Origin of the sequence: Actinomadura violacea (genome assembly GCF_017573465.1) — a bacterium.
Classification (GTDB): domain Bacteria; phylum Actinomycetota; class Actinomycetes; order Streptosporangiales; family Streptosporangiaceae; genus Spirillospora; species Spirillospora violacea.
The window spans coordinates 204,553-225,162 of the sequence record NZ_JAGEPF010000008.1 but is presented as its reverse complement, the minus strand read 5'-3'; the positions used below and the strand labels follow the sequence as shown (position 1 = coordinate 225,162).

Sequence of the window (20,610 nt, the reverse complement as noted above, 5' to 3'; positions counted from 1 at the left end):
GGGCGGCCGGAGAGAGCAGAGGTCAGGACGGCTTCGGGAGCATCCGCTTCATGGCCTCGTGGGCGCCCGAGACGAGTTCGTCGCGGGGGAAGCCGGCGCGCTTCTGCGCGGCCCGGTAGTTGCCGCCCGCGACCCAGATCGGGCCGTCGGCGAGGTGCTCCAGGCCCTCGCGGGCGATGTCGTCGGGCTCGGCGACGTTCAGGCCCGGGATGTCCATGTTGAGGCCGGCACGTTCCATCGCCGGGGTGCGGGTGACGCCGAGGACGAGTTCCAGCACGTCCACGCCGTGCTCGCGCAGCTCCAGCCACAGCCCCTCGGCGAACACGCGGCCGAACGCCTTCACCGCCGAGTAGATGCTGATCTGCGGCTGGCCCATGTAGCCGGCGAGCGAGCCGACCAGCAGGATCCCGCCGCGCCCGCGCTCCTTCATCAGCGCGCCGAAGTGCTGCGTCAGGGACAGCTGCGCGGTGATGTTCAGGTCGATGACGCCCTGGAAGCGGTCCAGGTCGCCGGACACGAACTCGTGGCCGTAGCTGTTGGCGCCCGCGTTGAAGATCAGCAGCCCGACGTCCAGGCCGTCGGTCACCTCCCGGATCCGCTTCAGCGGGTCCGGGGCGACGAGGTCCAGCTCGATGGTGCGGACCTGCACGCCCTTGGCGCGGACCTCCTCGGCGGTGCGCTCCAGCGGCTCGGGCTTGCGGGCGATCAGCACGAGGTTCAGCCCCGCGTCGGCCAGCCGGTGGGCGAAGGCGGAGCCGACGCCCTCGGAGCCGCCGGCGATGACGGCCCACGGGCCATAGCGGTCGATCATTGTTCTCCGTCCAGGTCCGGGGTCCAGGCGACGCCGTTGATGTGCGAGCCGCCGTCCACGAACAGGGTGTTTCCGGTCAGGTAGCGGGCGCCTTCGGAGGCCAGGAACACCGCGACCGGCGCGATGTCGGTCTCGGGGTCGCCGAGGCGGCCCATCGGGTTGGCGGCGTCGGCGGCGGCCTCGATCTCGGGGTGCTCGGCCGCCATCCGGTGGAACGCGGCGCTCTTCGCGCCCGGGCAGACGGCGTTGACCACGACGCCGGTCGGCGCCCACTCGCGGGCCGCCGTGCGGGTCAGCGTGCGCAGCGCCTCCTTCGCCGAGTTGTACTCCAGGCTGCCCATGTGCGCGTTGACACCGTTCAGCGAGCACATGTTGATCACGCGCCCCCAGCCCTGCTTCTTCATGTGCGGGAACGCGGCGCGCATCGCCCAGAACGGGCCGTAGTAGCCCATCGCGAAACCGCGGGCGAGCTGCTCGTCGGTCTTGGTCTCGACACGGCTGACGGTCCCGGCGCCCCAGGCGTTGTTGACCAGGACGTCCACGCTTCCCCACAGGTCCGCGCAGAACGCGACCATGGCCTCGACCTGGTCGCGGTCGGTCACGTCGGTCGGGACGAACCGGGCGTCCGCCCCGAACTCCTCGGCCAGCTCGCGGGCGACCCGCTCGCCCGTCTCCGGGTTCAGCTCCGCGACCAGGACGCGGGCGCCCTCGGCGGCGAACCGGCGGGCGACGCCGCGCCCGATGCCGTCGCCGGCGCCCGTCACGATCGCGGACCGGCCGGCCAGCGCCTCACTCATCGATCACCTGATCGTCCACCACCGTGATCGCCCCGGTCAGCGCGGCCTCCTGGATCGCCGAGCGCAGCGCCGGGCACGTCTCGTGCGGGTCCGCGGCGAGCTCGGGGCAGGCGGCGCGGGCCTGCGCCGTCCACTGGATGCTCGTCTGCTCCCAGCTCGACTTGCGCACCAGCACCTCGGCGGCGCAGCGGCGGCAGCGGACGGGCAGCAGCGGCCCGTCCGCCAGCCGCTCGTCCTGGCGGACCGTCACGCCGAGGCCCCTTCGGAGGCCCGGCGCGCGAGGTTCTCCTCGACCTCCTTCTCCCACGACTCGACCGGCCGCGTCGTGTCGATCTCGAACTCGAACCGGTCGGTCATCTCCGGCTGCACGTCGGCGGCGTCCACGTAGAACTGCTGGTACCAGCGGCGCAGCTGGTAGACCGGGCCGTCCTCCTCGCACAGCAGCGGGTTGTCGATGCGGGCCTTGCGCTTCCAGATCGCGACGTCCTGCTCGAACCCGGTGAGGATGAAGGTGGACAGCTTCTCCGCGGTCGCCTCGGCGACCTCCGGCGGCAGCTTGTCGCTGTGCTGGACGATGATCCCCGAGTGCAGCGAGAACGAGTGCTCGTCGATCGGGTAGTGGCAGTTGATCAGCACCGACTGCAGGTCGTAGCCCTCGTAGTGGTACGTCAGCTCGTCGATCATGAACGACGGGCCGTGGTAGGACGCGACGGAGGTGTTGCCGAGCATCCGCGGCCCGCCCCTGCCGCTCGCCTCGCGGCGCGCGTCCGGCCGGCTCTTGCCCTTCATGATCTGCGTCGCGACCTGTCCCTCGAAGATGTTCTTGAAGAACGTCGGGAACGAGTTGTGGATGTAGAAGAAGTGCGCCATGTCGACGACGTTGTCGATGATCTCGCGGCAGTTGGTGTGGACGACCTGCTCCGTCCAGCGCCAGTCCGTCCAGTCGGCGCGGGCGGCGCCCTCGATCACCGGGATCGTCACGTCATCCGGCGGCTGCTTGCCCTCCGGGTCGTTCCAGACGAACAGCAGCTGGTTCTTCTCCATCGTCGGCCACGCGGCCGTGCGCGCGCGCAGCGGGACGCGGCGCGCGTACGGGATCTTTTTGCAGCGGCCGTCGCCGCCCCAGCGCCAGTCGTGGAACGGGCAGGCGATCTCGTTGCCCTTGACGGTGCCGTCGGACAGGTCGCCGCCCATGTGCCGGCAGTAGCCGTCCAGGACGTTGGTCTTGCCGTCCTCACCGGTGAACACCACGAGCTTCTGCCCGAACGCGTTGACCGTGTGGGGCTTGCCGTCCTTGAACGTCTCGGCCAGCCCGAGGCAGTGCCATCCCCGGGCGAAACGGGAGGAGATGGCCTCCGCCTCGATCTTGCGGACGGCGTCCGACTCGGTTGCGGTCACGTGGATCATCCCTTCAGCGATGGACGGGTGATTCGAACGGTAGGTCGAGCGCCGCGGTCCGGTCCCGGAAGTCCCGGTGGCCGGGACGTACGTCCCCGCGGCGGCACGGTGACATGGTGTCCTGCGAGGGCCGGAACGGAAAAGGCGGGAGCGAGGAGCGGGCATGAGCAACGAGGTCCTGGAAGCCGTGCGGGAGCTGCTGCCGGGGATCGCCGAGCGGGCCCGGTCCGTGGACGAGAAGGGCCGCATCCCGGCCGAGACGATGAAGGAGCTCACCGCCGCCGGCGTGTTCCGGATGCTGCAGCCGTCCCGGTACGGCGGCGCGGAGGACGACCCGGTCGCCTTCTACGAGGTGGTCCGGGCGGTCTCCGGGGCGTGCGGCTCGACCGGCTGGGTGACCGCGGTCCTCGGCGTCCACTCCTGGCATCTCGGGCTGTTCCCGGACGAGGCGCAGCGCGAGGTGTGGGGGCCGGGCCCGGACGTCCTCGCCGCCTCGTCGTACGCGCCGATCGGCCGGCTGACCCCGGTGGACGGCGGGTTCGAGGTGTCGGGGCGGTGGGCGTTCTCGTCCGGCTGCGAGTTCGCGGACTGGGCGCTGCTCGGCGGGCTGGTCGTCGGCGCGGAGGGCCGTCCGGTCGACTTCATGACCGTGCTGGTCCCGAAGGCGGACTACGAGGTCCGCCGGGTGTGGGACTCGATGGGGCTGCGCGGCACGGCCAGCGACGACATCGTCGTGGACCGGGCGTTCGTGCCCGCGCACCGCGCGATGCGCAACTTCGACCAGGCGCAGCTGCGCACGGCGGGCCGCAAGGTCAACACCGGGCCGCTGTACCGGCTGCCGTTCGGCACGATCTTCACCACGACCGTCGCGGCGAGCGTGATCGGGATGGCGGCGGGCTGCCACGACCTGTACGTCGCGCGGATGCGCGACCGGATCCGGCTGAGCCTCGGCGGCGGCCGGTTCGTTGAGGACCAGTTCGCGCAGGTCGCGGTCGCGCGGGCGGCGTCGGAGATCGACGCGGCGATCCTGCAGACCGACCGGAACGTCCGGGAGATCTACGACTACGCGGTCCGCAACGAGAAGATCCCGATGGAGCTGCGGCTGCGCGCGCGCCGCGACCAGGTGCGCGGCACCGAGCGGGCGATCGACGCGATCGACATCCTGTTCAAGACGGCGGGCGGCAACTCGCTGCACCGCGGGAACGTGATCGAGCGGGCGTGGCGGGACGCGCACGCGGGCAGCGTGCACGTGGCGAACGACGTGGAGCACGCGCTGTCGATGTACGGGCGCGGCGAGTTCGGCCTCGCCGTGGAGGACAACCTCGTCTGACGCGCCGGCCCGCCGGGCCGCTCGTCCCGGCCCGGCCCGGCTGAATGTGGATCTTCTTCACGATTCACCCGTCCCGCGGCCGCGGGACGGGTTACCGTGATGATCTCCGTCCTCTCCCGACGCCCGGAGCAGCGCCATGACCGACGAGCAGCCGGCCATCCCGATCCCCACGGACGTCCCGGCCTCGGCGCGCATCTACGGCTGGTCGCTCGGCGGCAAGGACAACTACGAGATCGACCGCCGGTTCGCGCTCGCCCACCTGCCCGCGTTCCCCGAGATCGTCGACATCTCGCGGGAGAACCGGCTGTTCCTCTACCGGGCGGTGCGGTACCTCACGCAGGAGGCGGGCATCCGCCAGTTCATCGACATGGGCTGCGGGCTGCCGACCAACGACAACGTCCACCAGGTCGCGCGGCGGTTCGCGCCGGACGCCCGCGTCGTCTACGTCGACATCGACCCGATCGTGCTCGCGCACGGCCGCGCGCTCCTCGCCGGCGACGGCAGCACCACGGTCATCAACGGCGACATGCGCGACACCGGCGCGGTCCTCGCCCACCCCGACACCCGGCGGCTGATCGACTTCTCCGAGCCGCTCGCCGTCCTCTACCTGTCGATCGGGCACCATCTGCTGGACGGCGACGACCCCCGCGGCGTCGTGCACGCCGTCCTGGACCGCGCCGTGCCCGGCAGCCACCTGGTGTTCACCCAGATCACCTCGTCCGACCCGGAGCGCCGCACCGAGATGGACGCCCGCGCGAACGGCGCGGGCATGCCGTGGCGGACCCGCAGCCGCGAGGAGGTCGACGCGCTCCTCGCCGGCCCGGCGCCCGTCGAGCCGGGCCTGGTCGACATCCGGGACTGGCGGCCCGACCCGGACCAGCCGCCGCTCGCGCCCGTGCCCGCCGAGCTCGTCCGGTTCTCGGGCGCGTCCAAGAGCCACCCCGACCTCTGCGAGTACGGCGGCGTCCTGGTCAAATGACGCGCGGCGCGCCGCCCCCCGGGCTGAGGGGACGGCGCGCCGGAGCCGTCAGCAGGTGCCGGCGGGCTGGCGGCCGGACTGCACGGCCTGGACGAACCTGAAGGCGTCGTCGAAGGACGCGCCGATGCTGGCGCGGTGGTCGGCGCCCTCGTACTCGCGGTAGGAGATGTCCGGGTACCGCTTGCACAGGTCGGCCACGACGCCCTTCGTCGCGGCGGGCGAGACCGACGTGTCGGCGGTTCCCTGCGCGACGAACGTCGGCACGCGCAGGTCGAGGGCGCTCGGCTCCTGCGCGTTGTAGTAGGCGTCGAACGCGGTCAGGTCGGCGTCCGGGCGGAAGACCTCCTTCGGCGGGATCGACGAACCGGCCTCCCTCAGCTGGGCGAGGCACGCGTCGCGCTGCCCGGACTCCAGCACCTTCGCGGCCGCCGAGGTCAGCAGGTCCTCCGGGTGGAACGACGGGTCCGCCGCCTTCACCCCGTTGAGCTGGACGAACAGGAACGGCACCGCCAGCTCCGCGCCCGGGTAGCCCGTCCGGACGTACTGCGCCGTCTCGGCCATGTGCGAGCCGGGCGCGATCGACACGGCGCCCTTCAGCCGGACGTCGCCGGCCTTCTTCGCGGCGGCGGTGAACAGCGTCGCCTGCCCGCCCTGGCTGTGGCCGGCGACGTAGAAGTTCCGGCCGATGTGCGGGTCGACGCGGTGCGCGGCGCGGACGATGTCGAGGACGGTGTTCGCCTCGCTCACGCCGTTCAGGTACGGGTGCCCGCCGGGCGTGCCCATGCCCTCGTAGTCGGTCTGGACGACGGCGAACCCGCGCGCCACCCACTTGTCGAGGTAGCCCTCGGTGATCGACAGGTAGTCGTGCGCGGGGCCGTCGGCGGTGTCGCGGGACGGCGCGCACGCGTCGGCGGTGCCGGTCGTGCCGTGCGCCCAGCTGAGCACGGGCCAGCCGCCGCGCGGCGCCTTGCCCTTCGGCACGGCGACGGTGCCCGTGACCGTGATGCGCTTGCCGCCGACGCCCTCCGAGACGTAGCTGATCGCGCGGGTGGACGAGGCGGACGGCAGCGCCGCCGCGGTGTGCAGCGGCCGGCTGGAGAGCAGCGTCCCCCGGTGACCCGGGTCGGCTTGGGCTGGAAGCGCGGTGGCGAGGCCGGCCGCGGTGACGGCGGCGGCCGCGATCGCGGCCGCGCGCCCCCTGGCTGAAGTCAAGTGCGGTTCCTCCTCATGTCCTGGACGGCGCGGTAGGCGAAGGCCATCGCCGATCCGATCGGGATGCCCGGCCCGGGGTAGACGGGGCCGGTGAACGAAGCGCTGGTGTTGCCCGCGGCGTAGAGGCCGGGGACGGGGCGGTCCGAGCCGTCGAGGACGCGGGCGTCGGGGTCGGTGCGCAGGCCGCCCTTCGTCCCGAGGTCGCTGAGCACGATCTCCGCCGCGTAGTACGGCGGCTCGCCGACCGGGCCGAGGCCCGGCTTACCGCCGGTGAAGAACAGGTCGTAGGGGTCCTCGCCGCGGTGGAAGTCCTCGTCGACGCCCTTCGCGGCGAAGCCGTTGAACCGTTCCACGGTCGCGGCGAGCGCGTCGGCGGGAAGGCCGGTCCTGGCGGCGAGCTCGGCGAGCGAGCCCGCCTCGATCCACCTGCCCGACGCGACCTGCTCCTCCAGCGCCACCGGCGGGACGGAGATCGCCGGCAGCCCCTTCGAGCGGGCGTCGAAGATCAGATGGAACGGTCCCTCGGCCGCCGCGAGCCGCCGCCCCATCTGGTCGTACGGCAGGGACTCGTTGGCGAACCGGCGGCCCGCGCCGTCCACGATGAGGCCGCCGCGGAAGCCGAGCGTGAACGCGGGCAGCCCGTCCGGCGTCAGCACGCCGGGGCAGAACCACGCCTGGTCGAGCAGGCCCGTCGCCGCGCCGATCGCGGTCGCCGCGGTGATCGCGTCGCCGGTGTTGGCGCCGTCCGGGGCCATCGTCCAGCCCGCGCCGCCGGGGACGGCCCGCTCGCCGCGCAACTCGGCCGACGACTCGAACCCCCCGGCCGCGAGCAGCACGCCGCGCCGGGCCCGGAGCCGGACCGGGCCGTCCGCCGTCGCCGCGACCACGCCGGTGACCCGGCCGTCCTCGACGACCAGGTCCGTCAGCGCGGTGCCGGTGCGGACGTCGCCGTTGCCCGTCTCGGTGATCGCCAGCAGCAGCCGGCCGATCAGCGCCCGGCCCTGCACCAGCGGCTTGGACGCCGAATGCCCGCGCCCCGCCCGGTCCCGGTCGACCGGCGGCCGGACGAGCCCGGCCCGCTCACCGAGCCGCTCGGCGGGCAGCGGCAGCGGGACGAACGAGCGGCCCATGTCCATGCGGCCGGGCGCGTCGTAGTAGTCGGGGAACGGCTGGAACTCGAACTCGATCGCGGGGTCCCGCTCCAGGAACTCCACCAGTTCGGGGGCCGTCTCCAGGAACGCCTCCCGGTGCGCGGCGGTGCCGTCGCCGATCAGCGCCCGCAGGTAGGTGCGCGCCGACCCGGCCGAGTCGCCGATCCCGGCCCGCTCCTGCACCCGCGTGCCGGGCAGCCAGATCGCCGAACCCGAGTACGCCGACGTCCCGCCGAGCACCCCGGTCTTCTCCAGCACCGCCGTCCGCAGCCCGCCGGAGGCCGCCGCGAGCGCCCCCGCCATCGCGCCGGCCCCCGAACCGGCCACGACCACGTCGTATTCGTCGTCCCACGATTCCCCGGCGTTTCCCACGTGACGTCCCCTTCGAGCCTCGGGTGCTGGCGCGGCCACAAGGTAAGCGGGGGCGCGGCGCACCGGGACGCCCGGTCCCACTGACCGGTATCGACGATCGCGGGACGTGCCGGGACTCCGGATATTGTTCCTTGTCGGTACGGGAAAGGACCGTGCGGGCACCGGAAGGACCATGGGGGAGACACCGTGGCGAGGATCGCGTCGGCGAGGCTGTCCGCCGAGCCGAGCTCACCCGAGCAGCACGACCGCCGCCAGCGCATCCTGCGCGCGGCGGCGCGCATCGGCGCGGAGAAGTCCCTCGAACGCGTCCAGATGCACGAGGTGGCGAAGGCCGCCGGGGTCGCGATCGGCACCCTGTACCGGTACTTCCCGTCGAAGGTGCACCTGTTCACCGGCGTCATGGCCGCGCAGGTCGACCGGCTCCGCGACCAGGTCACCGAGCCCGCCGCCGGCACCGCCCCCGAGGAGGCCGTCGCCGACCTGCTCGTGCAGGCCAGCCGGTACCTGATGGCGCAGCCGGTGCTGTCGACGTCGATGCTGCACGCGTCCAACACCGCGCACGTCGCGACGGTCGCCGACACCGTCCACATCGACAACACCTTCCGCGAGATCCTGCTGCGCGCCGTCGGCATCGAGGTGCCGACCGCGCAGGACGTCACGCTCGTCCGGCTGCTGATGCAGTGCTGGTACGGCGTGCTGCAGTCGAGCCTGAACGGGCGCGCGTCCATGGCGGACGTCGAGACCGACATCCGGCTGGCCTGCAAGCTGCTGCTCGCACCCCGCTCCAACGCCCCGCGCAAGCCCCCGGGGGACGCGGCGGAGTAGACGCTCCCGTTCATCGGGACCGTCCCGGCGGGCGCGCCGGACCGCGGTTAGCGTTCCGGCATGAATCGCTATGACGGCGTGAAAGTGCTGCTCACCGGCGCCGCGTCCGGCATCGGGCGGGCCACCGCGCACCGGCTCGCCGCCGAGGGCGCCGCGGTCTACGCGGTGGACCTGTCCGCGGACGGGCTCGCCGAGACCGCCGCCGGCGCCGCGGGGCCGGGCACCATCGCCACGCGGGTCGCCGACGTCACCGACGAGCCCGCCGTGATCGCCGCGGTCGCGGGCGCGGCGGACACGCTCGGCGGCATCGACGTCCTCGTCAACGTCGCGGGCGTGCACAAGACCACCCCGATCGAGACGCTGTCGGCCGAGGACCTCACCCGGATCTTCACCGTCAACATGGTCGGCACCGCGCTGTTCTGCCGCGAGGCGCTCAAGCACCTGCCCGACGGCACCGGCGTCATCATCAACACCTCGTCGCTGTCGGCGACGCAGGGCAACCCGTACATGACGGCGTACGCGGCGTCCAAGGGCGCCGTGCTGGCGTTCTCGCTGAGCCTCGCCGCCGAGCTGTCGGCCCGCCGCATCCGCGTCGTGCCGATCTCCCCGGGAACCGTCAACACCCCGCTGACCAGGGCGGACATGTTCCCCAAGGGGATCGACCTCAGCTACTTCGCGCGGATCGTCGCGCCGTTCGGGGTCGCCGACCCGGCGCAGATCGCGTCCGTCATCGCGTTCGCCGCGTCGTCCGACGCCGGCTACCTGACCGGCGCCGAGCTGCGCGTCGACGGCGGCTCGCACATGTAGCCCGCCCGGGCGGCCGGGCCGTCCGGACCGTCTTGGGACACTCGAAAGGAAGTCGTACATGGGACGCACCATCGCCGTGAGCGGGTCGGCCTCGGGCATCGGGAAGACGCTTGCGGAGCTGCTGCGCGAGCAGGGCGACGAGGTCGTCGGGGTCGATCTGCGCGACGCCGAGGTGTGCGCCGACCTCAGCACCGCCGAGGGCCGGATCCAGGCCGTCGCGGAGGTGCTGGAACGCTCCGGCGGCGCGCTCGACGGCGCCGTCGCCTGCGCCGGGGTCACCGGGCCGACGCCGCTGACCGTCCAGGTCAACTACTTCGGCGCGGTCGCGCTGCTGGACGGCCTGCGCCCCGCGCTCGCCGAGGCGCGGGCGCCGCGCGCCGCCGTGGTCGGGTCGATCTCCGGGACGCAGCCGCTGGACGACGCGGTGCTGCGCGCCTGCCTGGAGGGCGACGAGCCCGCCGCGCTCGCGGCGGCGGACCGGGTGCTGGAGAGCGGGAAGGGCAACAAGCTGTACCCGTCGTCGAAGTCGGCGCTGGCGCAGTGGCTGCGGCGCGTGTCGGTGTCGCCGGAGTGGGCGGGCGCGGGCATCCCGCTGAACGCGGTCGCGCCGGGCGTCGTCCGGACGCCGATGAGCGCGCCGCTGTTCGAGGACGAGAAGATGTTCAAGATCATGAACGAGGCGGTGCCGATGCCGCTGAACGGGTACGCCGACCCCATCGTGATCGCCGAGGCGCTGGCCTGGCTGGTGTCGCCGGCGAACTCGCACATGGCGGGCCAGGTCGTCTACGTGGACGGCGGGGCCGAGGCCACCCTGCGGGGCCCATCCGTATTCTGAGCTGCACCGTCTTCTGAGCCGCACCGTCTTCTGAGCGGCACCGTCTTCTGAAAGGCTGCCGAAAGCGCCGAAGGCCGCCCCTCCGCGCCGGGGGCGGCCTTCGGACGTGCCGGTCAGCGGGCGTTGGTGCCGGTGTCGTCCAGCTTGGCGACGCTGTAGGCCGCGTAGGTCCTGTGCGGGTCGCGTCCCTCGAAGTACGGGGTGACCTGCGCGCCGAACTCCTCGACGGAGAACACGCCGTTCCCGGCGGTGAACTTCTGCTCGACGACCGGCGCGGCCATCAGCGCGACCATGTCGCCGTACACGATGAACACCTGGCCGCTGATCTTCTCCGCGGCGGGCGAGGCGAGGTAGCCGACGAACGTGCCGACGCGCTCGGGCGCCATCGCGTCCAGGCCGCCGGGGGAGGTGCCCTCGCCGAAGGTCGCCTCGGTCATCGACGTGCGCGCGCGCGGGCAGATCGCGTTGGCGCGCACCCCGTACCGGCCGAGGCCCGCGGACGTGGACAGGGTCAGCGCGACGATGCCGGCCTTCGCGGCGGAGTAGTTCGGCTGGCCCGCCGACCCGAACAGGAACGCCTCGGACGCGGTGTTGACCACGCGGCCGTAGACCGGGCCGCCGGCGGCCTTGCTCGCCGCCCGCCAGTGCACGGCCGCGGCGCGCGACACCGCCGCGTGCCCCTTCAGGTGGACGTGGATGACGTCGTCCCAGTCGGACTCGGACAGGTTGAACAGCATCTTGTCGCGCAGCACGCCGGCGTTGTTGACCAGCACGTCCAGCGAGCCGTAGGTGTCGACGGCGGCGGAGACGAGGGTGTCGCCCATCGACCAGTCGCCGACGTCCCCGGTGACCGCGATCGCGTTCCCGCCCGCGCCGGTGATCTCGGCGACGACCTTCTCGGCGGCCGGGCCCACGTCGTTGACGACGACGTTGGCGCCCTGCGCGGCGAGCGCGAGGGCCTCGGCGCGGCCCAGCCCGGCGCCCGCGCCGGTGACGACGGCGGTGCGGCCCGCCAGGGAGAGGTCAGCGTTCATCGGTGCTCCCGGTGTGTCCGTACGACTGGTGTCGGTGCGACTGTGGTGTCGGTGTGACTGTGGTGTCGGTGCGATTCGCGTCGGCGGGATGGGCGCCGGTGGAATCGGCCGGACGGAGACTAGTACGTATTCTAGTTCGCTCGCGGCGGGCGTCCCGCTGAGCGGATCCGGGCTGGTCCGGAGGTCGGGGCGGACCGGTGAGTGGGACGGCGTTTGCCAGCGGTGAGAACCAATTCTAGTGTCGCCGCCATGACACTTCAGCTGGCGTCCCTGTTCGAGGCGGTGGCCGCGGCCGTTCCGGACCGCCTCGCAGTGGTCTGCGACGAGCGCAGGCTCACCTTCGCCGAGCTCGACGCGCGCGCGGACGCGGTGGCGCGCGCGCTGCGCGAGGCCGGCATCGGCCCAGGGGAGCACGTCGGCGTGCACATGCCCAACGGCATCGAGTACGTGGAGACCCTGCTCGGCTGCCTGAAGGCGCGGACCGTCCCGGTCAACATCAACTACCGGTACACCGACCGCGAGCTGCACCACCTCTACAGCGACGCCGGCCTCGCCGCCCTGGTCGTCGACGAGGAGTACGCGCCGCCCGCCGCCCGCGTCGCGCACGACTGCCCCGACCTGCGGCACGTCGAGATCGTCCGGTCGGGTGTCACGACCGGCGAGGCGCCGGAATGGCCGTCCCGGATCAACGTCGCCGACTACGCCGCCGAACCGGGCGAGCCCGACCCGTCCCTCCGCGAGGGCCGGAGCCCCGACGACCACTACGTCCTCTACACCGGCGGCACGACCGGCCTGCCGAAGGGCGTCGTCTGGCGGCACGAGGACTTCTACATGGCCGCCGTCAGCGGCGGGAACCCGTACGGCGACCCGCACCTCACCGCCGAGGACCTCGCCACCGCCGCGAAGGCCGGCACCGGGTTCGGCTACCTGCTGACGATGCCGCTGATGCACGGCGCCGCCGCGTACACCCTGCTCATCGCCCTGTACGGCGGCTCGCACGTGATCCTGGCGCGGCGCTTCGACCCGATCGCGACGCTCGGCCAGATCGAGCGCGAGAAGCCGATGATCGTCACGGTCGTCGGCGACGCGATCGCCCGCCCGCTCGCCGACGCGATCCGCGCGCACGGCGCCGGGTACGACCTGTCGTCGGTGAAGGTCGTCGGCTCGGGCGGCGCGATCTTCTCGCGCAGCGTCCAGCAGGAGTTCGCCGAGCTCATCCCCGGCATCTACATCAACAACGGGTTCGGCGCGTCCGAGTCCGGCATCGACGGCAGCATCCAGGTCGGCGCGGACGGGCTGATGCGGATCGCCCCGAACCCGCGCCTCACCGTCGTCGACTCCGGCATGAACCCGATCCCGCCGGGGTCGGACGAACTCGGCGTCGTCGCGCGGTCCGGGCACGTCCCGCTCGGCTACCACAACGACCCGGACAAGACCGCCCGCACGTTCCCGGTGGTCGGCGGGACGCGGTGGGCGATCCTCGGCGACATGGCCCGCGTCGAGGCCGACGGCACCACCGTCGTCCTCGGCCGCGGCTCCGGCTGCATCAACACCGGCGGCGAGAAGGTCTTCCCCGAGGAGGTCGAGCAGGCGCTCAAGGCGCACCCGGCGGTGATGGACGCGCTGGTCGCGGGCGTCCCCGACGACCGGTTCGGCGAGCGCGTCGCCGCCGTCGTCGAGCTGCGGCCCGGCACGTCCGCCACCACCGACGACCTGCGCGCGCACTGCCGCGAGCACCTCGCCGGCTACAAGATCCCGGCGCTCGTCGCCTTCACCGACGAGGTCGTCCGCTCGCCGAGCGGCAAGGCCGACTACCGCTGGGCCAAGCGCGTCCTCACCGACCACACCCGTTGACTTGCGGCGTGTCGGCCTTAAAAGGCCGCTCTTAAGGACGACACGCCGCAAGTCAACGAAGACCGAAGGAGAACCCATGGCTGAGGCCGTGATCGTCGACGCCGTCCGGACGCCGGTCGGCAAGCGCTACGGCGCGCTGTCCGGGCTGCACCCGGCGCAGCTGCTCGGCCTGGCGCAGAAGGGGCTGCTGGAGCGCGCGGGCGTCGACCCGGCGGCGGTCGGGCAGGTCGTCGGCGGCTGCGTGACGCAGGTCGGTGAGCAGTCCAACAACGTCACCCGCAACGCCTGGCTGTACGCGGGCCTGCCCTACACGACGGCCTGCACGACGATCGACTGCGCGTGCGGGTCGTCGCAGCAGGCGGTGCACCTGATCGCGGGACTGATCGCGTCCGGCGCCATCGACGCCGGCATCGGCTGCGGCGTCGAGGCGATGAGCCGGGTGTTCCTCGGCCAGGCCCTCGCGCCCGGCACCGGCAGCCCGGCCCCCGACGGCTGGGAGATCGACTACCCCGACCAGTTCACCGCCGCCGAGCGGATCGCGAAGAAGCGCGGCATCACCCGCGCGGACGCCGACGCGCTCGGCCTCGCGTCGCAGGCCAAGGCGCGGCGCGCGTGGGACGAGGACCGGTTCGCCGGCCAGATCGTGCAGATCGAGGCGCCCGTCATGACCAAGGAGGGGCCGACCGGCGAGACCGCCGTCGTCACCCGCGACCAGGGCCTGCGCGACACCACCGCCGAGGGCCTGGCGAAGCTGAACCCGGTCATCCCGGACGGGATCCACACCGCCGGGAACTCCTCGCAGATCAGCGACGGCGCCGCCGCCGTGCTGCTGATGTCGGCGGAGAAGGCCGCCGCGCTCGGGCTCCGGCCGCGCGCCCGGATCGTCGCGTCCGGCATGGTCGGCTCCGACCCGTACTACCACCTGGACGGCCCCGTCGAGGCGACCGCGCACGTGCTGGACCGCGCCGGGATGAAGCTCTCCGACATCGACCTCGTCGAGATCAACGAGGCGTTCGCGTCGGTCGTGCTGTCGTGGGCGTCGGTGCACGAGCCCGACATGGACAAGGTCAACGTCAACGGCGGCGCCATCGCCCTCGGCCACGCCGTCGGCTCCACCGGCGCCCGGCTGATCACCCAGGCCGTGAACGAGCTGGAGCGGGCGGACAAGTCCACCGCGCTCGTCACCATGTGTGCCGGCGGCGCGCACTCCACCGCCACCATCATCGAACGGATCTGAGGACTCACGCATATGACCATCGGGCTGACCGAGGAGCACCGCGACCTGCGGGACGCGGTGCGGGCCTTCACGTCCCGGCGGGTGACGCCGGCGGTCGTCCGCGCCGCCGTCGACGCCGGGGCCGAGGAGGCGCCCGCGTTCTGGGACGACCTCGCCGGGCAGGGGCTGCTCGGCCTGCACCTGCCGGAGGACGCGGGCGGCGCCGGGTACGGGCTGGTCGAGCTGGCCGTCGTGCTGGAGGAGCTGGGCCGCGCGATCACGCCCGGGCCGTTCCTGCCGACCGTCCTCGCGAGCGCGGTGCTGCACCGCGCCGGGCACACCGAGCACCTCTCAGGACTGGCGTCGGGCGGGGTGCTCGGCGCGGTCGGTCTCGACTCGGGCGGCCTCACGGTGGCACGTTCCAACGGCGGCGGGGTCGTGCTGGACGGCGTCTCCGCCCCGGTACTCGGCGGCCAGCTCGCCGACGTGTTCGTCCTGCCCGCCGCCGACGGCGACGCCGCGGTCTGGGCCGTGCTGCCGCGCGACGCCGTCACGGTCGAGGCCCTGCCGAGCCACGACCTCACCCGCCGCCTGGCCAGGGTCAGGTTGGAGAACGCGACCGTCCCCCCGGAGTCGGTCGTGAATGTCGACTCGCAGGACGTGCGGGACCTCGCCGCCGCCCTGTTCGCCGCCGAGGCGTCCGGCCTCGCCGACTGGGCGACCACCACCGCCGCCGAGTACGCCAAGGTCCGCGAGCAGTTCGGCCGCCCCATCGGCCAGTTCCAGGGCGTCAAGCACCGCTGCGCCCGCATGCTCGCCCACGCCGAGCAGGCCCGCGCCTGCGCCTGGGACGCCGCCCGCGCCCAGGACGACCCCGCCGCCAAGCCCGGCGAGGCGTCCCTCGCCGCCGCCACCAGCGTCCAGGCCGCCTTCCAGACCGCCAAGGACTGCATCCAGACCCTCGGCGGCATCGGCTTCACCTGGGAGCACGACGCGAGCCTCTACCTGCGCCGCACCCAGACCCTGCGCGTCCTGCTCGGCTCCACCCCCTCCTGGCGGCGCCGCGTCGCGACCCTCACCCTCGACGGCGTCCGCCGCGAACTCGGCGTCGACCTGCCGCCGGAGGCCGAGACGATCCGCGCCGAGATCCGCGCCGAACTCGCTCCCGCCAAGGCCCTCACCGGCAAGGAGCGCACCCGCTACCTCGCCGACCGCGGCTACACCGCCCCGCACTTCCCCGCCCCCTGGGGCAAGGGCGCCGACGCCGTCACCCAGCTCGTCATCTCCGAGCAGATGCGCGCCGCGGACCTGCGCGCCCACGACATGATCATCGGCAACTGGGTCGTCCCGACGCTGATCGCGCACGGCTCGCCCGCCCAGCACGAGCGGTTCCTGCCCGCCTCGCTGCGCGGCGACATCCGCTGGTGCCAGCTGTTCTCCGAACCCGGCGCCGGCTCCGACCTCGCCGCCCTGTCCACCCGCGCCGAGAAGACCGACGGCGGCTGGAAGATCACCGGGCAGAAGGTCTGGACGTCGATGGCCCGCGAGGCCGACTGGGGCATCCTGCTCGCCCGCACCGACCCGTCCGTCCCCAAGCACAAGGGCCTGTCGTACTTCCTGCTCGACATGAGATCGCCGGGCATCGACATCCGTCCCCTGCGCGAGCTGACCGGCGACGAGCTGTTCAACGAGGTTTTCCTCGACGGCGTCTTCATCCCCGACGACCTGCTCGTCGCGCGGCCCGGCGACGGCTGGAAGCTCGCCCGCACCACCCTCGCCAACGAGCGTGTCTCGCTGTCCAACGACTCCTCGCTCGGCAGCGGCGGCGAGGCCCTCCTCGAACTCGCCGCGTCCGGCGGCGGCGGTTCCCCTTCGTCGGACGGAGCCAACGGGGAGCGCCTCACCACCCTCGGCGGCATCCTCTGCGACGCCCAGTCCAGCAGCCTGTTCGGCCTGCGCACCACGCTGCGGTCCCTCGCCGGCGGCCAGCCCGGCGCCGAGTCCAGCATCGGCAAGCTCATCGGCGTCGAGCACATCCAGCAGGTCTGGGAGACCGCCGTCGACTGGATCGGCGCGGACGCGCTGACCGGCGAGGGCGCCGGGGGCATGCAGGACCCGACCTGGATGTTCCTGAACTCCCGCAACATGTCGATCGCGGGCGGCACCACCGACGTCCAGCTCAACATCATCGGCGAGCGGATCCTCGGGCTGCCCCGCGACCCGCGGCCGGCCGGGAGGGCCTCATGACGATGGACCTGCAGACCGGGCGCTGCGGCGTGGACGGTGCCGCCGCCGCGGCCCGCCGGGTGATCGACGCGCTCGTCCGCGCCGGCGACATCTCCGGCGCCGACATGGCCGGCATCGCCGACCGCCTCAACGCCGTCGCCGACGACCTCGAAGCCCAGGCCCCGCCGCTGCGCGACCGCCTGGTGAACATGTGGCGCGGCGACGGCAACACCCGCCACGACCCGGCCGCCGGCCCGGAGAACCCGATCGCCCCGCCGCTGGCCTACACCGGCCGCCCGGACGGCTCCATCGAGAGCACCGTCACGCTCGGCCTGCCCTACCAGGGCCCGCCGTCCAGCGTCCACGGCGGCGTCTCCGCCCTCCTGCTCGACCACACCCTCGGCGTCGCGAACGGCCGGGCCGGCACGTCCGGCATGACCGCCGAGCTGACCCTGCGCTACCACCGCCCGACGCCGCTGTTCGAGCCCCTGACCGTCACCGCCCGCCAGGTCTCCGTCGACGGCCGCAAGATCCGCACCACCGGCGCCATCGCCGCCGCCGGCCGCACCTGCGTCACCGCCGAGGGCCTCTTCATAGCCAAGCCGCTACCCCGCCCCCGCTGACCCTTGTGCGGTGGGCCGCCGATTCTCGCCCGAGATCACGTAGATGCGTTCGGCGTAGAACGCATCTACGGCCGATCGCGCATGTCCCGGATCAGTGCCGGTAGAGCCGCTCCCGGGCGTCGTCGCGGAGGCGGCGGGCGATCGTGCCGTAGTCGGCGGCGAGTTCGGCGCGGATGCGCTCCTCCTCACCGGGCTCCATGGCGACCGCCGGTTCGGCGGCCGGACGGCCGCGCAGCACCGCCATGCGCAGATGCGTGGGCGGGTGGCTCTCGTCCACGCGCAGGGCCCGGTGCGCGGCGGTGCGGCGGCGGCGTTCGCGCTCGGACTCGGGGACGGCGGCGAGCGCGTCGCGGTAGGCGTCCCAGTAGTCCGTCTTGCGGTCGTTGAGCATGTGCTGCTGGACGGTCGTGGCGTGCGTGTCCTCCGCGACCAGGAGGGTGCCGAGCATGTCGGCGGTGGCGGCCGGTGACGCGATCCGGGCGGCGAGGTCGTCGGCGAGGTACTCGGCCCGCTGCCCGGCGCGGAGGGTGAGCGCCCGCTGGAGGACGAACACGGCGGCGACCAGGCCGCTTGCCGCCCGCTGGATCGTCCGCACCGCGAGGTCGATGAAGTAGTTCTGCCTGTGGTCCCTAGGGCCCGGCCGGAGGAGGCCGTGCAGGCGGCCCAGCGTGGACAGGGACGTGCCGACGATCACCCCGTGCCTGGCGTCGCCGTTCACGCCGTGCGCCAATTCGTGGCCCAGCAGCGCGACCTTCTGCCCGGGCGGCATCGCCTCCCACAGCGGGAGCCCGAGGACCAGGACACGGCGCCGGCGCAGCCCGAGCGCGGCATAGCCGGCGTTGTACGCCTCGGACGGGACGACGGCGTCGATCGACCGCGCCCCCAGTTCGGACGCCACCCGGTCGAGCAGGCCGAACAAGGCGGGCGCGTCGTCGCGGCGGCGGACGTCCGGTGTCTTGCGCAGGCTGCCGAAGCGCGGCCGGATCGCCCAGGCGATCAGCGCGGCCACGATCGCCAGGACGACCGTCACGATGTTCGGGATCAGGACGATCAGGCAGACGGCGGTGGCGGCGAGGGCGACGGCCAGCGCGTGCACGCAGAGCGCGACCCCGTAGGAGGCGACCCGCGCGGCGTCCCATCCCGGGCGGTGCGCGGGGGAGCCCGCCACCTCCTCGTACAGCGACTCCACCATCCGCGCCGACCTCTGGTCGAGGCGCGCGCGGAGAAGGCCGGGCCGCGGGACCGGGGTGGCGGGCGCCGTGATCACGCCCCACCCGCAGGCCGCGCACCAGGCCGGAAAGCCCGCCACCGGCGTCAGCGGGTCGGCGCAGTCCGGGCACTGGTCGGGCGTGATCACTCCGGTCATGGCCGAGGATCTTAGGGCGATCTTCGGGGTGCCGGCCGGTTCGTCCGGTAACGAATCAGCCGAGGGTCTTCTCGACCTCGCGCCGGATGACCTTGCCGGTGGCGTTGCGGGGGAGGGGCGCGGTGGTGATCTTCCAGCGGGACGGGACCTTGAAGTAGGCGAGGCGGTCGCGGGCGAAGGCGGCCAGCTCGTCCCCGGTGGCGGGGGTGCCGCCGAAGACGACGACGGCGAGCACCTCCTGGCCGAGGTCGGGGTGCGGGACGCCGAGGACGATGCACTCGCGGACGCCCGGGTACTCGGCGAGGGCGTTCTCGATCTCGGCGGGGTAGACGTTCTCGCCGCCGCGGATGATCAGGTCGGAGCGGCGGGCGGTGAGGCGGAGCCGGCCCTGCTCGACGGTGCCGATGTCGCCGGTGCGCAGCCAGCGGTCCGGGCCGATGGCGCGGGCGGTGGCGTCCTCGTCGCGCCAGTAGCCGAGCATGTTGTAGGCGCTGCGGACGCAGACCTCGCCCTCCTCGCCCTCCGGCAGCGGCTTGCCGTCGGGGTCGCGGATCTCCAGCGCGACGCCGGCGACGGGGCGGCCGAGGGTGCCCGGGGACTCGGCGAGGTCCATGGGGGACGCGACGGCGACGCCGGTGCAGGTCTCGGTGAGGCCGTAGCTGTCGACGAGGGCGTTCGCGGCCGGCGGGAACGCGGCGCGCAGCTTCTCCTTGAACGCGGGGGAGGACGGCGCGGACGCCAGCGCGAACCCGGTGAGCGAGGACGTGTCGTAGCGGGACAGGTCGCCGTGCTCGATCATCCGGTTCGCCATCGTGGGGACGGCGCCCCAGTTCGTGACGCGCTCCTTCTCGATCAGCCGCAGCACCTTGTCGACGTCGAACGCGCCCTCGTGCATGACCACGGCGCTGCCGGTGGCGAGCCGGGGGACGGCGAGGTTGTGCAGGCTGGCGATGTGGAACAGCGGGAGCGCGAGCAGGTAGCTGCGGGTCGCCGGGTCGGTGGGGTCGCCGAACGCGCGCAGCAGCGCGTCGTTCAGCCGGTGGTACTCGATCACCGAGGCGAGGTTGCGGTGCGAGTGCACCGCCCCCTTCGGGCGGCCTGACGTGCCGCTGGTGTAGAGGATGACCGCCGGGTCGTCCTCGGCGGCGGCCGGGACGTCGAGGGCGGCGGACGGGTAGCGGGCCGCGAGGGCCGGGACGTCCTCCTCGATCGTCAGGACGCGGGTCCCGGCGGGCATCTGCGCGGCGCGCTTGGCGTCCGCGACGACGATCGCCGGTTCGGTGTGGCCGAGCGCGTACTCGATCTCGCGGGGCGCCCACCAGGCGTTGTAGCCGACGGCGATGGCGCCCGCGGCGATCGCGCCCCAGAACGCGACGATCCACTCCGGGGAGTTCGCGGCGTCGATGGCGATCCGGTCGCCCGGTTGCACGCCGTGGTCGTCGCGCAGCGCCTTCGCCAGCGACGCGGCCTGCGCGGCGTGCTCGGCGAAGCTCAGCCGGCGCGTCGCCGTGACGATGTAGTCGCGGTCGCCGTGCTCGGCGGAGCGGGCGAGCACCTCGCCGAGGCTGCGGGGCCGTCCGGCGAACACCGGCAGCCGGGCGCCGAGGACGTCCTCCTCGCGCAGTTCGAACTCGCCGCCGGGACCGGTGAGCCGCTGCATGATCTCCATCGCCGTCGTGGGCATCGGGGGCCTCCTCCTCGCGTGGCCGCAGGCTCTCACCTCGGCCGCGCTTCCCAGCGGGTCTTTCCGCTGAGCGAGACGAGCCGCAGGTTA

General features: G+C 73.3%; 18 protein-coding genes. 9 read left to right on the top strand and 9 right to left on the bottom strand.

The window, feature by feature from the left end; genetic code table 11:
• Positions 1-22: 22 nt before the first annotated feature.
• From J4709_RS14190 to J4709_RS14175, 4 genes are read right to left on the bottom strand one after another with little or no spacing between them, the layout of a single operon-like run.
• Positions 23-811: an SDR family NAD(P)-dependent oxidoreductase gene (locus J4709_RS14190; protein WP_208240940.1), complete on the bottom strand. Its 789-nt coding sequence runs from the start codon at positions 809-811 to the stop codon at positions 23-25.
• Entirely contained in the window at positions 808-1,608 is an 801-nt protein-coding gene (locus tag J4709_RS14185; RefSeq protein ID WP_208240939.1) for an SDR family NAD(P)-dependent oxidoreductase, read from the bottom strand. Before J4709_RS14185 ends, J4709_RS14190 begins: the two co-directional genes overlap by 4 nt.
• Positions 1,601-1,858, bottom strand: coding sequence for a ferredoxin (locus tag J4709_RS14180; protein ID WP_208240938.1), 258 nt, complete (start codon positions 1,856-1,858; stop codon positions 1,601-1,603). The genes J4709_RS14185 and J4709_RS14180 overlap by 8 nt, the downstream gene beginning before the upstream one ends.
• Positions 1,855-3,015, bottom strand: a complete 1,161-nt coding sequence (locus tag J4709_RS14175; protein ID WP_208240937.1) for a 3-ketosteroid-9-alpha-monooxygenase, oxygenase component — start codon at positions 3,013-3,015, stop codon at positions 1,855-1,857. Before J4709_RS14175 ends, J4709_RS14180 begins: the two co-directional genes overlap by 4 nt.
• Before the next feature lie 154 nt (positions 3,016-3,169).
• Between J4709_RS14175 and hsaA the strand changes: the two genes are divergently transcribed.
• Complete coding sequence (hsaA, locus tag J4709_RS14170; RefSeq protein ID WP_208240936.1) at positions 3,170-4,336, top strand: 3-hydroxy-9,10-secoandrosta-1,3,5(10)-triene-9,17-dione monooxygenase oxygenase subunit; 1,167 nt, start codon at positions 3,170-3,172, stop codon at positions 4,334-4,336.
• Between the two features lie 136 nt (positions 4,337-4,472).
• A complete protein-coding gene (locus tag J4709_RS14165; protein WP_208240935.1) occupies positions 4,473-5,315 on the top strand; it encodes an SAM-dependent methyltransferase in 843 nt (280 codons plus the stop codon).
• A gap of 48 nt (positions 5,316-5,363) precedes the next feature.
• On the opposite strand, the gene J4709_RS14160 is transcribed toward J4709_RS14165, so the two are convergent.
• Positions 5,364-6,527, bottom strand: a complete 1,164-nt coding sequence (locus J4709_RS14160) for an alpha/beta hydrolase family protein (RefSeq protein WP_208240934.1) — start codon at positions 6,525-6,527, stop codon at positions 5,364-5,366.
• A complete protein-coding gene (locus tag J4709_RS14155; RefSeq protein ID WP_208240933.1) occupies positions 6,524-8,050 on the bottom strand; it encodes an FAD-dependent oxidoreductase in 1,527 nt (508 codons plus the stop codon). Before J4709_RS14155 ends, J4709_RS14160 begins: the two co-directional genes overlap by 4 nt.
• A gap of 186 nt (positions 8,051-8,236) precedes the next feature.
• Between J4709_RS14155 and J4709_RS14150 the strand changes: the two genes are divergently transcribed.
• The 3 genes from J4709_RS14150 to J4709_RS14140 are packed head-to-tail and all read left to right on the top strand — an operon-like array spanning position 8,237 to position 10,517.
• On the top strand, positions 8,237-8,875 hold the full coding sequence (locus tag J4709_RS14150; RefSeq protein ID WP_208240932.1) for a TetR/AcrR family transcriptional regulator: 639 nt from the start codon (positions 8,237-8,239) through the stop codon (positions 8,873-8,875).
• A 60-nt stretch (positions 8,876-8,935) separates the two neighbouring features.
• The gene (locus tag J4709_RS14145) at positions 8,936-9,682 is read left to right on the top strand and encodes an SDR family NAD(P)-dependent oxidoreductase (protein WP_208240931.1); all 747 of its coding nucleotides are present in this window, start codon (positions 8,936-8,938) and stop codon (positions 9,680-9,682) included.
• A 58-nt stretch (positions 9,683-9,740) separates the two neighbouring features.
• A complete protein-coding gene (locus J4709_RS14140) occupies positions 9,741-10,517 on the top strand; it encodes an SDR family oxidoreductase (RefSeq protein WP_208240930.1) in 777 nt (258 codons plus the stop codon).
• Between the two features lie 113 nt (positions 10,518-10,630).
• Here J4709_RS14140 and J4709_RS14135 read toward each other — a convergent pair whose 3' ends face one another.
• The gene (locus J4709_RS14135) at positions 10,631-11,551 is read right to left on the bottom strand and encodes an SDR family NAD(P)-dependent oxidoreductase (RefSeq protein ID WP_208240929.1); all 921 of its coding nucleotides are present in this window, start codon (positions 11,549-11,551) and stop codon (positions 10,631-10,633) included.
• A gap of 249 nt (positions 11,552-11,800) precedes the next feature.
• On the opposite strand from J4709_RS14135, the gene J4709_RS14130 reads away from it, so the two are divergent.
• The 4 genes from J4709_RS14130 (at position 11,801) to J4709_RS14115 (ending at position 17,470) form a co-directional block, all read left to right on the top strand.
• Positions 11,801-13,405 carry an acyl-CoA synthetase gene (locus J4709_RS14130; protein ID WP_208240928.1) on the top strand — a complete coding sequence of 535 codons (1,605 nt, stop codon included), beginning with the start codon at positions 11,801-11,803 and terminating at the stop codon, positions 13,403-13,405.
• 76 nt (positions 13,406-13,481) lie between these two features.
• Positions 13,482-14,642 (top strand): steroid 3-ketoacyl-CoA thiolase, encoded by a 1,161-nt coding sequence (locus tag J4709_RS14125; RefSeq protein WP_208240927.1) that lies wholly within the window; start codon positions 13,482-13,484, stop codon positions 14,640-14,642.
• A 12-nt stretch (positions 14,643-14,654) separates the two neighbouring features.
• Positions 14,655-16,868, top strand: coding sequence for an acyl-CoA dehydrogenase family protein (locus J4709_RS14120; protein WP_208240926.1), 2,214 nt, complete (start codon positions 14,655-14,657; stop codon positions 16,866-16,868).
• Positions 16,865-17,470, top strand: a complete 606-nt coding sequence (locus J4709_RS14115; RefSeq protein ID WP_208240925.1) for a PaaI family thioesterase — start codon at positions 16,865-16,867, stop codon at positions 17,468-17,470. Before J4709_RS14120 ends, J4709_RS14115 begins: the two co-directional genes overlap by 4 nt.
• 91 nt (positions 17,471-17,561) lie before the next feature.
• Here the strand turns inward: J4709_RS14115 and J4709_RS14110 are convergent, their stop codons facing one another.
• Positions 17,562-18,836 carry a M48 family metallopeptidase gene (locus tag J4709_RS14110; protein ID WP_208240924.1) on the bottom strand — a complete coding sequence of 425 codons (1,275 nt, stop codon included), beginning with the start codon at positions 18,834-18,836 and terminating at the stop codon, positions 17,562-17,564.
• 55 nt (positions 18,837-18,891) lie between these two features.
• Positions 18,892-20,520, bottom strand: coding sequence for a steroid-24-oyl-CoA synthetase (gene casG / locus J4709_RS14105; RefSeq protein ID WP_208240923.1), 1,629 nt, complete (start codon positions 20,518-20,520; stop codon positions 18,892-18,894).
• Between the last annotated feature and the right edge of the window lie 90 nt (positions 20,521-20,610).